The organism is Streptomyces sp. NPDC000404 (genome assembly GCF_040300365.1).
GTDB lineage: Bacteria > Actinomycetota > Actinomycetes > Streptomycetales > Streptomycetaceae > Streptomyces > Streptomyces ramulosus.
The window spans coordinates 1-12,353 of the sequence record NZ_JBEPDN010000002.1 but is presented as its reverse complement, the minus strand read 5'-3'; the positions used below and the strand labels follow the sequence as shown (position 1 = coordinate 12,353).

The following is a 12,353-nucleotide window of genomic DNA, read 5'->3' as shown; positions in this document are numbered from 1 at the left end:
GGTCCCTCACGACCGCCTTTCGAACAGCTCCGCGTACAGCCCGCCACGGGCCAGGAGCTGGGGGTGGGTGCCGGATTCGGTGAGGTGGCCGTCGTTGAGGACGAGGATGTGGTCGGCGGTGACGGCCAGGTCGAGGTCGTGGGTGATGACGAGGGTGGTGCGGCCGGCGGCCAGGTGGTGCAGGGGGCCCAGGATGCGTTGGGCGGCCAGGGTGTCGAGGCCGGTGGTGGGCTCGTCGAGGATGAGGACCGGGGCGTCGCGGAGCATGGCGCGGGCGATGGCGACGCGCTGCAGCTGGCCGCCGGAGAGGGCGGCGGTGGACGGGGCGATGACCGTGTCGTAGCCGTCGGGGAGGGCGGTGACGAAGCCGTGCGCATCGGCGGCCCGGGCGGCCCGGGTCACCTCGTCGTGGCTGGGGGTGGGGTCGTCGCGGCCGCAGGCGATGTTGCGCTCGATGGTGTCGTGGAGGACGAGCGTCTCCTGGGGGAGCAGGGTGATGTTGCGGCGCAGATCGGCGAGGGGAAGGCGGTCGATCGGGATCCCGTCGAGACGGATGGCGCCGGAGTCCGGGTCGTAGAAGCGCAGGAGGAGGGCGGCGAGGGTGGACTTGCCGGCGCCGCTGGGGCCGGTGACGACCACGAACTCGCCCGGGCGTGCGGTGAAGGAGAGGGAGCTGAGGGCGTTGTGGTGGGAGGAGTGGGGATAGCGGAACGTGACGTCGTCGATGCGCAGCTCGCCGTGGGCGCGGTGCGGGAGGGGGATGGCTCGTGCCCGGGGCGGGTCGGCGACGGCCGGGTGGGCGTCGAGGATCTCCAGCAGCCGGTCGGCGGCGGCGGTGGCGGCGGTGGCGGTGAGACCGAGGCGGCCGAGGGAGCGGATCGGCGGGTAGAGGTAGCCGATGAAGGCGGCGAAGGCGAGGAGCTGCCCCAGGGTCAGCCGGCCCGCCGAGATCTCCCAGGCGCCCAGACCGATGATCGACAGCACGCAGAGGGTTTCCAGGATCTCGATGAACTGGTCGTAGAGGGCGCCGAGGCGGGCGCTCGCGACGGAGGCGCGCAGCCAGCGGCGGGCCTCCCTGACCAGGCGTTCCTCCTCGTCGCGCTGGCGGTTGTACGCCTGGGTGAGGACGACGTTGACCAGCGTTTCCTCGACGACGGAGGTGAGGGCGCCGTCGGCTGCCCGCTGGCGGCGGGTGACCTGGCGGATGCGCCCGGTGAAGCGGCGGGTGGCGAAGTAGAAGAGGGGGGCGGCGACGAACGTGGCGAGGGCCAGTTCCCAGCGCAGCCACAGGGCGGCGGAGGCGTAGAAGAGGGTGGAGAAGAGGGCCGCGGAGGCGCCCACCACACCGCTGACGACGAGCCGTTCGATGGCGTCGATGTCGCCCGTCAGCCGTTCCACCAGATCGCCGCGGCGATTGCGCTGGAAGAAGTGCGGCGGCAGCGTCTGGAGATGGGAGAACACCCGGGCGCGCAGGCGCAGCAGGAAGCGTTCCGCGATCCAGGCGGCGAGGGAGTTGCCGAGATAGCCGACGGCGGCGCCGATCACCGCCACCGCGAGCCAGGTGCCGGCGGGGCTCCAGAAGGCGCTGACCGAGCCCTTTGCCAGGGCCTGGTCGGTGAGTTGGGCGAAGAGCAGGATCGCGGCGGTCTCGGCGAGGGCGGAGACGATGGCGCACCCGATCACCATCAGCAGCCAGCGGCGATCGCCCCGGGTCAGCGGCCAGAAGCGGTGGAACGCCTCCACGGGGCCGACGTGCCGCGTCAGAATGGGCGCGTTGCCGGGGAGTTGGGGGTACGGCGAGGAGGGTCGAGGCGCCTCCGGGGGCGAGGTGGGGGGTGCGTCGGTGGAGGCGAGCGGGTCCGCTTCGGGCTGGCGGTCGTTGGCCATTCGGCGCTCCTGGCCGTTGACGGTGTTTCCGGCCTTTGAGGTCTTCGCCGCACGGTCGTCGGCTGTCCTTCGGCCGTGGCCGCGGCGGTCGTCGCGCAGCTCCATGAGTGCGGTGTGCGGTACCGGTTGACGGCAGCTCAGGAGGCCGACCCGCGCGGTGTGCGCGGGCCCGCCTCTGCCCATGCCTCAGATCCGTGGATCCGAAGCACATGTCACATGGTCGTCAACGGATATCGGGAAATCCGCGACAACGGGTCGGATGATTACCTGCGGAAGCCGCCGTAGTCGCCGCGTCCGCCGTAGTCGCCCCAGTCGCGTCCGTCACGTCCGTAGTCGCCGCGTCCGCCGAAGTCGCCTCGGCCGCCGCCGCCGTGGTCACCGTGGCCTCCGCCACCGTGTCCGCCGCGGTCGTTACGGATGCGGGGGAAGAACACCTTGAAGGTCATCACTGCCTCCAGTGATCGGATGCCGCCGCGGCGTTCCCGGACCGTGCTCTGGTGGCGATTCGGCGCGCCCGTCAGGGCGTTCTCTGCGGTTCGTTCGTCCCGACGGAACGTCTCCACCGCGACACTTCCGACACTACGTCGGACCTTCGACCCCAACAAGTGCATTACGTGAAAATTAGACAAAATGCGCATGTTGCTGTGGGTGGGAGGGCGGTTGCCGACGGTTGACGCGCGGGGGCGGCTTTCCCCGCCTCCGCGGAGTGGCCGCATTACCTGTCCTGCGCGTCGGTTGCGCACGCTGGTCGGAGCGGTGCGCCGTCGTCGCGCGAGGGCTTGTCATACCTCCGCCCTACAGTGGATTCGTCGGCATGTCCGGGTGTCATCGCACGGGAAGAACGAGGGCCATGTTGTCGTTCCTGAGCAAACTGAAGCAGCAGCGCGCCGAGTTGTCGGAGCAGCGCCGGATGGCGGCCACGATGGCGGCGGGCGCGCGGGGTGCCGGTCCGGAGGAGGCCAAACGCGCCGGGGACCGGGCGGCGGGGCGCGGCACCGACGCGGCCATCGCGGCGTCGGCCGTTTCCGGCGCCGGCTCGGGCGGCTGCTGAGCGGGGCGCCCCGCAGAGCGGAAGGCGCCCCTGAGCGCAGCCGCCCGTCCGCACCGGTCTTGCCGTGCCGGGCTTCCCGGTGCGGGTGCGCCCGTCAGCCCTCCGCGTTCGCCGCCCGTACCGTGCCGTGGACCGTGACGGCGCCGCCGGTGGGGCCGGCCCCCGGTGCCGGATCGTCGACGGCGGCGCGTCCGGGTGCCTCCTCGCCGTTCGCGGGTCCGGCGCAGGCCTTCGTCATCCGCACCGGCTGACCGGCCGACCGCTCCCCGGCGGGCACGGTGTGCTCCGGCAGCAGCGCCAGCACCGCCCGCCGGTGTGCCTCGGCCGTCGACTCGTCGTACGGGTCCGGGGTCGCCGGCACCTGGAGCCGGAGCACCGGGGCCGCGCCCAGCCGGGCGTAGCCGCGGCCGGGCGGGACCAGCGGCGTCGGAGTGGTGTGCGGTTCGGCGCCGAGGACCGCGCGGACCTCGTCCGGCGTCGCGGGCCCGAGCGCCACCCGGGCGCGGGTGGTGTGCACCCGTACCGGGTCGCTCAGCAGGCCGGCGCTGTCGAACTGCTCGGCCACCACCACCGTCACCTGCGCCGCGCGGCCGTGCCGCAGCGGCACCTGGAGCAGCCGCTGCGGATCGTCCCGGCCCTCGGCGGCCGCCAGATGGGTCAGCGCGGTGGGCCGGTCGGCGAGGATCCACAGCGGGCGGCGGGTGTCGTCCGGGGCCGGCTCGCCCGCCTGGCGTGCCCGGCTGGTGGCCAGGAGGCGCCGCTCGGTCTCCTGCGCCGCCCACGCCAGCGTCGCCAGCGCGCCCGACGGACCGCTCTCCACGCCGAGCACCCCGCGGCGCCCGGTCAGCGCGCCGAACTCGCCGGTGCCACCGCCGTCGATGATCAGTACGTCGCCGTGCTGCAGCGCCTGGAGCGCCAGCGACCGCAGCAGCGAGGTGGTGCCGGAGCCGGGGTGGCCGAGGATCAGCAGATGCGGTTCGGTCGAGCGGGGGCCGGTGCGCCAGAGCACCGGCGGCTCGTCCTGCACCGTCTCGCCGACGGCGACCGGCAGCGTCCGCTGCACCGACTCCGGATCGGTGAAGCCCAGCACCGTCTCGCCCGGCGCGGTCACGAACCGCTGTGCCGCGATGTCGGTGGGCAGCGGGTCCAGGACGGTCAGGGCCAGCGTGTTCGCCTCCTCGTCCCAGTCGAAGCGGTACTCCCGGCCGCGCCCGGACTTCGCGTGCAGCACCTGCTCGATCCGGGCCCGGGCGGCGGGTTCGCCGTCGGTGAAGTACGCCGGGTAGCGCAGGTGCAGCCGCACGATCCGGCCGTCGTCGTCGAACTCGTACGCGTCGAACGCCTCCGCCCAGTCGCCGCCGTGCGCGTACAGCGGCTCGGGGTCGCCGTCCCCGGAGAAGTACGGGACGAGCGCCTCGTACAGCGCCTGGAGCCGGGCCGACTCCGCCTCGCCCGGGCCGGTGGGCGCGGGCGAACGGTCCCGGCCGGCCCAGGCCGAGGCGCCCATCACGGCGAGCATTCCGAGCAGCGGGCCGTACGGGGCCAGCGCCATGACGAGGACGCAGGCGCCGGCCAGGAAGCACATCGGGGCCCGGCGCTCCTGGGGCGTGGCGCGCCAGCGCCGGCCGGCGGCGACGGCGAGGCGGCGCAGTCCGCGGCTGAGGGTGACCAGCGGATGGAAGATGTCGCCGGCGCCGTCGGCTGCGGTGCGCGCCAGCTCACGGCCGCGGAGGAGCGGCGCGCGGTCGGTCAGGATGCGGGGCAGAGGGCGCCGGGCCACATGGGTCTCCTGGGGTGTCGTACGCGGCGGTGGGCGGCCCGGCGGGGGAGCGGGGCCCGGGGAACGGCGGATGCGCGCCGGGCGGGGAGCGCGGCGCCGGGCGGGCGCCGGGGCCGCACCCGGCGGCCGGACGTGACGTTACGGACACCGGGCCGGGCCCGGCGGGGGACACGCCCTGGGAGTGCCGTCCGCCGGGACCCGTCCGGGCGCTGCTGAGGCCGGTCGTCACACTCCTCGCGCGAGGCGGACGGGAGTGTGACGACAGGTCCTAGATCCGGAGACCTCCCAGGAGGCTGGCGAGGCTCGCGCCGCCCGCCTTGATGCTCGGGGCGATGGCGGAGCCCGCCAGGTAGAAGCCGAAGAGCGCGCACACCAGGGCGTGCGAGGCCTTGAGGCCGTCCTTGCGGAAGAAGAGGAAGACGATGACGCCGAGCAGGATCACACCGGAAATGGACAGAATCATGAGGTTCTCTCCTGGGAGGAGGCGGGACGGTCACCATGAGTTCTTCCAACCTCACAGGACGTACCAAGCCAGGAAAAGCCGCAATAGAGTGATTTGTCGTTGAATCCGCCTATATGGCCGCATGGAAAATCGGCCTGGTGTCCGGGTCCGGCGCCGTGGACGCGCACCCGTCCGCGGGTCCGGCGCGGAGCGGCCCCGCCGTCGGCCCCGGGCGCCGGACCTGCACAATCGAAGCGTGTCGAAGAAGCCGAAGAAGCCGAAGAGCGCACCCCGCCGCCCCGCCGCCCGTCCCGCCCTCGCCGCCGCGGACCCGTGTCCCTGCGGCCGGGACGCGGTCTACGGCGACTGCTGTGCACCGTTCCACCGCGGTGACGCCGCCGCCCCGACCGCCGAGCGGCTGATGCGCTCGCGCTACGCCGCCTTCGCCGCCGGGGACCCCGCGTACCTGCTGCGCACCTGGCACTCCTCGACCCGCCCGGCCACGCTCGACCTCGACGCCGAGCGGCGGTGGACCGGCCTGGAAATCCTCGCCACCACCGGCGGCAGCGCCTTCCACGCCGAGGGCACGGTCGAGTTCCGCGCCCACTCCACCTGGCGCGGTCTCGCCGACAGCCAGCACGAGAACAGCCGCTTCGTCCGCGAGGACGGTGCCTGGGTGTACGTGGACGCGCTCGACGGGCCGTGAAGGGCCGGGCCGCCGCTCAGCGGCCGCGCAACTGCTCGATCTCGCGGCGGTCGCGCTTGGTGGGCCGGCCCGTGCCCCGGTCGCGGACCGCGACGACCGGCGCCTGGGCGCGCGGCGGCTCGGGCGGGGTGTTGTCGACGTAGCACTCCACGGCGACGGGCGCGCCCACCCGCTTGCGCACCAGCCGCGAGACCACCACGATCCGCTCCCGCCCGGCGTGCCGCAGCCGCACCTCGTCGCCGGTGCGCACGGCGTGGGCGGGCTTCACCCGCTCGCCGTTGACCCGGACATGGCCCGCCCGGCAGGCGGCCGCGGCCACCGACCGGGTCTTGGTGAGCCGGACCGACCAGATCCAGCTGTCGATACGGGTGTTCCCCTCGTCTGCTGCCATGGTTCGACTCTAGAACGCCGGGGTGACAGCCGGGCGCCGCGGTCCTGGTGGGGGCCGGTGTCCGAGGCCGCGCGGCGCCGGGCCGACGGCCGTTCCGCGCCGGGAGCCCGGGTCTTCGGCCGCTGCCCGGCTCCCTTCCTCGTGCCGGCTCCCTTCCTCGTGCCGGCTCCCTTCCTCGTGCCGGCTCCCTTCCTCGTGCCGGCTCCCTTCCTCGTGCCCGCTCAGGCCGGCGTGCGCTTCGACGTGCCCCGTGCCGCCGTCGATTTCGTACCGCCTGACTTGGCGGCCCCGGTGGCCTTCTTCGCTGAGGTCTTCTTCGCCGAGGTCTCCGTCGCGGTCCGCTTCCCGGCCGTCTGCTTCGCGGTGCTCTTCTTCGCCCCCGAGGCGGTGCTCTTCTTCGCTGCCGAGCCCGAACTGCCGGATCCGGCGGCGGACTTCGTCCGGCTGCCCGCCGTTTTCGCGGCTGTCCGCTTCCGGCCGGAGGCGCTGCCCGAGGACGCGGACTTCGTCGTGGCGGTGCCGCTCTTCGTGCTCTTCCGGCCGCGGATCGGCGTGACGGTCGCGTCTTCCGCCTCCCCGGCCTCCTCGTCGGCTCCGGTCTCCTCGCCGCGGCCCTCCCGCGCCGCCCGGACGCTGCTCTCCAGCGCGGCCATCAGGTCGATCACCTGGCCGCCCGTGGTGCCCGCGGCCTTGGGAGCGGCCGGTTCGCCGCCCTCCAGCTTCGCGGCGACCAGGCTCTCCACCGCCTTGCGGTAGTCGTCGTGCAGCTCGTCCGGGTCCAGGTCCCCCAGGGAGTCCATCAGCGTCTCGGCCAGCGTGAGTTCGCTGTCGCGGATCTCCACGTCGTCCGGCACCACTCCGGCCGTCGAACGGATCTGGTCCGGCCACAGCAGGGCGTGCATCACGATCGCCCCGTCGTGCGCCCGCAGCATCGCCAGCGTCTCCCGGCCGTGCATCGCCACCTTGCCGACGGCGACCTTGCCGTGGTGCTCCAGCGCCTCCCGCAGCAGGGTGTACGGCTTGGTGGCGGTGGGGCCGTTGGGGCCCAGGTAGTACGCCCGGTCCATCTGGAGCGGATCGATCTCGCCGGCGTCCAGGAACGCCAGGATGGTCAGCGTCTTCGTGGTGGGCAGCGGCAGATGGGACAGGTCCTCGTCGGTGATCGGCACGATCGTGTCGTCGGTGGCGCGGTAGCCCCGGCCGATCTCCTCGTTGGGGACCTCCTCGCCGTCCAGCTCGCAGACCTTGCGGTACTGGATGCGCCCGCCGTCCTTCTCGTGGATGCGGACGAAGGACACCGAGGTGCTGCGGTCCGTCGCGCTGTAGGTCTTCACGGGGATGCTGACCAGGCCGAACGAAATGGCGCCATTCCATACAGATCGCATCATTCATCCCTTGTGTGGGATTCTCATCGTATGTCGCCGATAACCGTCGTGGAGGGGCGGCGCCTCCCGCTCACCCGCCTCGACAAGGTCCTCTATCCGGAGACCGGCACCACGAAGGGCGAGGTGCTGCACTACGTCACCACCACGGCGGGCGCCCTCCTCGCGCACCTCCACGACCGGCCGGTCTCCTTCCTGCGCTACCCCGACGGGCCCGGCGGCGAGCGTTTCTTCACCAAGAACGTGCCGCCCGGTACCCCCGCCTGGGTGAAGACCTGCGAGGTCCCGTCCCGCTCCGCGGCCTCCCGCCGGCAGGTGCTGCTCCAGGACCTCGCCTCGCTGGTGTGGGCCGCCAACCTCGTCGTCGAACTGCACGCACCCCAGTGGACCCGCGACACCCCCGGCATCGCCGACCGCCTCGTCCTCGACCTCGACCCGGGCGCCCCCGCCACCCTCGTCGAATGCTGCGCCGTCGCCCTGTGGCTGCGCGACCGGCTGGCCGCCGACGGGCTCCACGCCTGCGTCAAGACCAGCGGCTCCAAGGGGCTGCACCTGCTCGCCCCCGTCGAACCCGTCCCGTCCGACGACGCCACCGCCTACGCCCGCGCCCTGGCCGTCGAGGCCGCCGCGGCCTTCCCGGACCTGGTCACCGCCAGGATGCGCAAGGACCTGCGCCCCGGCAAGGTCTTCCTCGACTACTCGCAGAACGCCGCCGCCAAGACCACCGCCTGCGCCTACACCCTGCGGGCCCGCGCCCTGCCCACCGTCTCCACACCAGTCACCTGGGACGAGGTCGCCACCTGCACCGACCCGGACCAACTCACCTTCCTCTTCGGCGAGATCGCCGGACGCCGCGCCCGCCACGGCGACCTCTTCGCCCCGCTGCTCAACCCCCACCGCGCCCGTCCGCTGCCCCGTACCGCCTGACCCGCCCGCCCTCACCCCAACCGCGTCAGATCCGGCCGCAGCCGCCGCCACACCGGATGCCGCAGCCGCCCGGCCGCCGTCCACGACGACGCCGTGACCTCCGCGATCAGCCGCGGCTCGACCCAGCGGGCATCCGCCACCCCGACCGGCCCCGCGAACGGCGGATCGCTACGGGCGAGCACCTCCAGATACCCGGCCAGCTCCCGCCGCTCCCGCAGCGACAGCCCCGACCCCACCGCCCCGGCGAACCGCAGCCCCTCGGGCGCATCGGTTCCGACCAGCACCGCCCCCGGCAGCCCCCGCAGCCCGCCGAGCCCCGGCGTCCAGCCGCCGATGACCACATCCAGCGTCTCCACCCGCTTCGTCTTGCGCCAGTACGCCGACCGCGCCCCGGGCGCGTACGGGGAATCCAGCCGCTTGGCGACCACGCCCTCCAGCTCCGCCCGCACCACCGCCTCCCACGCCTGAGCCGAGTGCCCGGGCAGCGCCGCCGGCACCGACCAGGCCGGCGCGGACAGCTCCAGGCCGGTCAGCACCCGGCGCCGCTCCCGGTACGGCTGCGCCAGCAGCGACCTGCCGTCGAGGTGCAGCAGATCGAAGAGGACCAGCTGTACGGGCGTCTCGCGCGCCAGCCGGGCCGCCCGCCGCGCATCGCTCACGCCCATCCGGTGCTGCAACCGCCCGAAGTCCGGCCGCCCCGCCGCGTCCGGGGCCACCACCTCACCGTCGAGGACGAGCGTGTGCCCGCGCGCGCCGTCCGCCGGGACCAGCAGTTCGGGGTAGGCCGCCGTCAGATCGTTCCCGGCCCGCGACACCGGCCGTACGGTCCCGTCGGCCCACACCGCCACGATGCACCGCACACCGTCCCACTTGACCTCGAACGCCCAGCCGTCGTCCGGTACGGGCAGCGGCCCCGGCACCGCCAGCATCGGCGCGATCACCGGCGGCGCACCGCCCGAGGAGCCGGGGCCCGTGGAATCCGCCATACCTCGATGGTCGGCCGCCGGGCCCGGGCCCGCAGACCGGCCGGACGGCGACCGCCCCGCCCGGCCACGCAGACCGGACGGACGGCGATGGTGCCCGTACGGGCCGGATCCGCCCCGGCAGGTGGCCGTCCGCCCTAGGTTGACGCCCATGACCCAGGAGAACCCCGACGACACCCTGCCGCTGCGGATACCGCCCGCCGACGGCGCAGCCCCGGCGAAGGCGCCGCCCGCCGCCCGCCGCCGCCACGCCGCGGCGAAACCCGCGATGTGGACGCCGGTCCTCAACAACGTCGTCCTCATCGCGGTGTTCGGCCTCTACATCGCCCTGCTCACCGGCCCCCGCGAGGTCGCCGACATCACCGCGGGCCAGGTGCGGCTGCTCGGCATCGGCACCACCGCGGGCATCGTCGTCCAGGCCGTGGCCCTCATCCCGTTCGTCCGGGCGTCCGGCTTCCGCTTCCGGCCCCGCTTCGACTGGCGCGGCGCCGGACTCCGCAAGAGCCTGACCGCCGCCCGCTGGACCCTGCTGCTGGTACTGGCCAACCTAAGGGTTGCCCCGTAGTCCCTGGCGGGCGCGCGACGCCAGCTACGGCACCTCGCCGCGTTGTCGGAACGCCCGGATACACCCAGTATCCGGACGTCCCTCCGCCTTGCGATGCACCGCATCTGACGCCGCGCGCTGACCCACCAGAGACTACGGGGCAACCCTTAGCCGCCATGACCGTCGTCACCCACCTCGCGGGCGCCGCGGACCGGCAGTTGCCCACCGCCGGGGTCGGGTTCACCGCGTACTCCTACGCCCAGACGATCTGGATGCTGCCGCAGTCCCTCGTCACCGTCTCGCTCGTCACCGCGCTGCTGCCGCGGATGAGCCGCGCGGTGGCCGAACACCGCCTGGACGATCTGCGCGGCGACCTCTCCCGCGCGCTGCGCGCCAGCGGCGTCGTCATCGTCCCGGCCGGATTCTTCTTCCTCGCCTTCGGCCCGCAGACCGCCCAGCTCCTCTTCGCCCACGGCGCGGTCGACGCCGCCTCCGCCGCCCCGGCGGGCCACATGCTCCAGGCGCTGGGCCTCGGCCTGATCCCGTTCTCCGCGCAGTACCTGCTGCTCCGCGGCTTCTACGCGTTCGAGGACACCCGTACGCCGTTCTGGACCGCGGCGCAGATCGCCGCCGTCAACATCGCCCTCGCCGTCGGCTGCCATCTGCTGCTCCCGCCGCGCTGGGCGGTGACCGGCATGGCCGCCGCGTACGCCGTCGCCTACGCCGCCGGACTGCTGCTCACCGCCGTCCGGCTGCGCCGCCGGCTGCACGGCAGGCTCGACGGGCGGCGGCTGTGCCGCAGCTACGGGAAGCTGGCCGCCGCCGCGGCGGCAGCCGCCCTCCTCGGCCACCTCGCCGCCACCGGCATCGTCGGCACCGGGGCGCCCGCCCTGACCCTGCCGGCCGGCGGCCTCACCATGGCGGCGGCCTTCTGGGCGCTGGCCCGGCTGCTGCGCATCGGCGAACTGCGCGCACTGCCGGGGCTGCGGCGCGCCTGACCGGTCGTCGGGCGGCCGCCGGGCCCGGACGGCGGCCGCCCGGTGGCGCGGAACCTGCGGCGCGGCCGTCCGACAATCGGGGCCGTCCGGCATGAATGGCCCGGGCTTCACGGTCTGCGCACACAACTCCCCCCTGGTGTTCACACTGTGGGATTTGTTGCGGTGGAAGGCTGCCCACCGGCCGTACACCCAACGGCCGGTATCGGCCGCACCCCCACAACTGGCGGCCCGGTACCACCATTCGGGGAGAGGACACCTTCGTGGACATCACCCGCGCGACCCGTAGAGGTCGCCGCCGTACCGCGCTCGCCGTGGCCGCCGTGGCCGCGTCCGCCGCCCTGGCCACCCAGCTCCCGGCCACCGCGACGGCGACCCCCGCCGCCCCCCACCAGGCGGCCGCCGCCCGAATATCCGGCGGCCCGGCATCCGCGGCGACGCACACCGCCTACGACGACACCTACTACAAGGACGCCATCGGCAAGACCGGGCAGGAGCTGAAGTCCAGCCTGCACCAGATCATCAAGTCCACCCAGACCGGCAAGCTCAGCTACAGCCAGGTCTGGGACGCCCTCAAGGACACCGACGAGGATCCGGACAACAAGTCCAACGTCATCCTCCTCTACTCCGGCCGCTCCCAGAGCAAGGACGCCAACGGCGGGAACCCGGACGACTGGAACCGCGAGCACGTCTGGGCCAAGTCCCACGGTGACTTCGGTACCTCCACCGGCCCCGGCACCGACCTGCACCACCTGCGGCCCGAGGACGTCTCGGTCAACAGCGACCGCGGCAACAAGGACTTCGACAACGGCGGCTCCCCGGTCCCCGAGGCGCCCGGCAGCTTCACCGACAACGACTCCTTCGAGCCCCGCGACGCGGTCAAGGGCGACGTCGCCCGCATGATCCTCTACATGGCCGTGCGCTACGACGGCGACGACGGCTTCCCCGACCTGGAGCCCAACGACAAGGTCGACAACGGATCGGCGCCCAACATCGGGAAGATCTCCGTCCTCAAGGCGTGGAGCAAGGCCGACCCGCCCGACGCCTTCGAGCAGCACCGCAATCAGGTGATCTTCGACAAGTACCAGCACAACAGGAACCCGTTCATCGACCACCCCGAGTGGGTCAACGAGATCTGGTGACCTGATCCGGGCCGGGGGGGCGCGCGGCGGCCCCGCCCGGTGCCGGTGGGGGGCCCCACACGCCCGGCCGGGCCCGGGCGCCGAACCCGATGGTGCACTCCCGACCGCGTCGCGCCCGGGCCC

11 protein-coding genes and 2 pseudogenes are annotated in these 12,353 nt (G+C 73.7%); 6 read left to right on the top strand and 7 right to left on the bottom strand.

All coding sequences use genetic code 11. The annotated features are described in order from the left end of the window. Nucleotides 1–6: 6 nt before the first annotated feature. Both ABT345_RS03240 and ABT345_RS03235 read right to left on the bottom strand, forming a co-directional pair. A complete protein-coding gene (locus ABT345_RS03240; RefSeq protein ID WP_386458489.1) occupies nt 7–1,992 on the bottom strand; it encodes an ABC transporter ATP-binding protein in 1,986 nt (661 codons plus the stop codon). A 158-nt stretch (nt 1,993–2,150) separates the two neighbouring features. Further along, nucleotides 2,151–2,333, bottom strand: coding sequence for a hypothetical protein (locus ABT345_RS03235; protein WP_345081098.1), 183 nt, complete (start codon nt 2,331–2,333; stop codon nt 2,151–2,153). A gap of 404 nt (nt 2,334–2,737) precedes the next feature. Between ABT345_RS03235 and ABT345_RS03230 the strand changes: the two genes are divergently transcribed. Next, nucleotides 2,738–2,938, top strand: a complete 201-nt coding sequence (locus ABT345_RS03230; protein WP_345081095.1) for a hypothetical protein — start codon at nt 2,738–2,740, stop codon at nt 2,936–2,938. Between the two features lie 94 nt (nt 2,939–3,032). Here the strand turns inward: ABT345_RS03230 and ABT345_RS03225 are convergent, their stop codons facing one another. Further along, nucleotides 3,033–4,718, bottom strand: coding sequence for an FtsK/SpoIIIE domain-containing protein (locus ABT345_RS03225; protein WP_345081092.1), 1,686 nt, complete (start codon nt 4,716–4,718; stop codon nt 3,033–3,035). Nucleotides 4,719–4,986: 268 nt separating this feature from the next. Next, nucleotides 4,987–5,181: a hypothetical protein gene (locus ABT345_RS03220; RefSeq protein ID WP_345081089.1), complete on the bottom strand. Its 195-nt coding sequence runs from the start codon at nt 5,179–5,181 to the stop codon at nt 4,987–4,989. 235 nt (nt 5,182–5,416) lie between these two features. Here ABT345_RS03220 and ABT345_RS03215 point away from each other — a divergent pair, with 235 nt between their 5' ends. Next, nucleotides 5,417–5,866, top strand: coding sequence for a YchJ family protein (locus tag ABT345_RS03215; protein WP_345081086.1), 450 nt, complete (start codon nt 5,417–5,419; stop codon nt 5,864–5,866). A gap of 16 nt (nt 5,867–5,882) precedes the next feature. Here ABT345_RS03215 and ABT345_RS03210 read toward each other — a convergent pair whose 3' ends face one another. Both ABT345_RS03210 and ku read right to left on the bottom strand, forming a co-directional pair. Then, nucleotides 5,883–6,257 (bottom strand): RNA-binding S4 domain-containing protein, encoded by a 375-nt coding sequence (locus ABT345_RS03210; RefSeq protein WP_345081083.1) that lies wholly within the window; start codon nt 6,255–6,257, stop codon nt 5,883–5,885. A 221-nt stretch (nt 6,258–6,478) separates the two neighbouring features. After that, nucleotides 6,479–7,642 (bottom strand): non-homologous end joining protein Ku, encoded by a 1,164-nt coding sequence (gene ku, locus ABT345_RS03205; RefSeq protein WP_345082489.1) that lies wholly within the window; start codon nt 7,640–7,642, stop codon nt 6,479–6,481. A 30-nt stretch (nt 7,643–7,672) separates the two neighbouring features. Between ku and ligD (ABT345_RS03200) the strand changes: the two genes are divergently transcribed. Further along, a complete protein-coding gene (gene ligD / locus ABT345_RS03200) occupies nt 7,673–8,566 on the top strand; it encodes a non-homologous end-joining DNA ligase (RefSeq protein WP_345081080.1) in 894 nt (297 codons plus the stop codon). An 11-nt stretch (nt 8,567–8,577) separates the two neighbouring features. Here ligD (ABT345_RS03200) and ligD (ABT345_RS03195) read toward each other — a convergent pair whose 3' ends face one another. Then, on the bottom strand, nt 8,578–9,552 hold the full coding sequence (ligD, locus tag ABT345_RS03195) for a non-homologous end-joining DNA ligase (RefSeq protein WP_345081077.1): 975 nt from the start codon (nt 9,550–9,552) through the stop codon (nt 8,578–8,580). A gap of 265 nt (nt 9,553–9,817) precedes the next feature. Between ligD (ABT345_RS03195) and ABT345_RS03190 the strand changes: the two are divergent. The 3 genes and pseudogenes from ABT345_RS03190 to ABT345_RS03180 form a co-directional block, all read left to right on the top strand. Further along, a pseudogene (locus ABT345_RS03190) lies at nt 9,818–10,101 on the top strand (lipid II flippase MurJ); the annotation flags it as partial. A gap of 162 nt (nt 10,102–10,263) precedes the next feature. Further along, nucleotides 10,264–11,091, top strand: a pseudogene (locus ABT345_RS03185) (lipid II flippase MurJ); the annotation flags it as partial. Between the two features lie 266 nt (nt 11,092–11,357). Then, a complete protein-coding gene (locus tag ABT345_RS03180) occupies nt 11,358–12,230 on the top strand; it encodes an endonuclease I family protein (RefSeq protein WP_345082486.1) in 873 nt (290 codons plus the stop codon). The last annotated feature ends 123 nt before the right edge of the window (nt 12,231–12,353 follow it).

Bases quoted from the DNA above. Each gene is read 5' to 3' on its own strand.
- ABT345_RS03240 (WP_386458489.1), bottom strand. From the start codon at position 1,992: ATGGAGCTGCGCGACGACCGCCGCGGCCACGGCCGAAGGACAGCCGAC.
- ABT345_RS03235 (WP_345081098.1), bottom strand. From the start codon at position 2,333: ATGACCTTCAAGGTGTTCTTCCCCCGCATCCGTAACGACCGCGGCGGA.
- ABT345_RS03230 (WP_345081095.1), top strand. From the start codon at position 2,738: ATGTTGTCGTTCCTGAGCAAACTGAAGCAGCAGCGCGCCGAGTTGTCG.
- ABT345_RS03220 (WP_345081089.1), bottom strand. From the start codon at position 5,181: ATGATTCTGTCCATTTCCGGTGTGATCCTGCTCGGCGTCATCGTCTTC.
- ABT345_RS03210 (WP_345081083.1), bottom strand. From the start codon at position 6,257: ATGGCAGCAGACGAGGGGAACACCCGTATCGACAGCTGGATCTGGTCG.
- ku (WP_345082489.1), bottom strand. From the start codon at position 7,642: ATGCGATCTGTATGGAATGGCGCCATTTCGTTCGGCCTGGTCAGCATC.
- ligD (WP_345081080.1), top strand. From the start codon at position 7,673: ATGTCGCCGATAACCGTCGTGGAGGGGCGGCGCCTCCCGCTCACCCGC.
- ligD (WP_345081077.1), bottom strand. From the start codon at position 9,552: ATGGCGGATTCCACGGGCCCCGGCTCCTCGGGCGGTGCGCCGCCGGTG.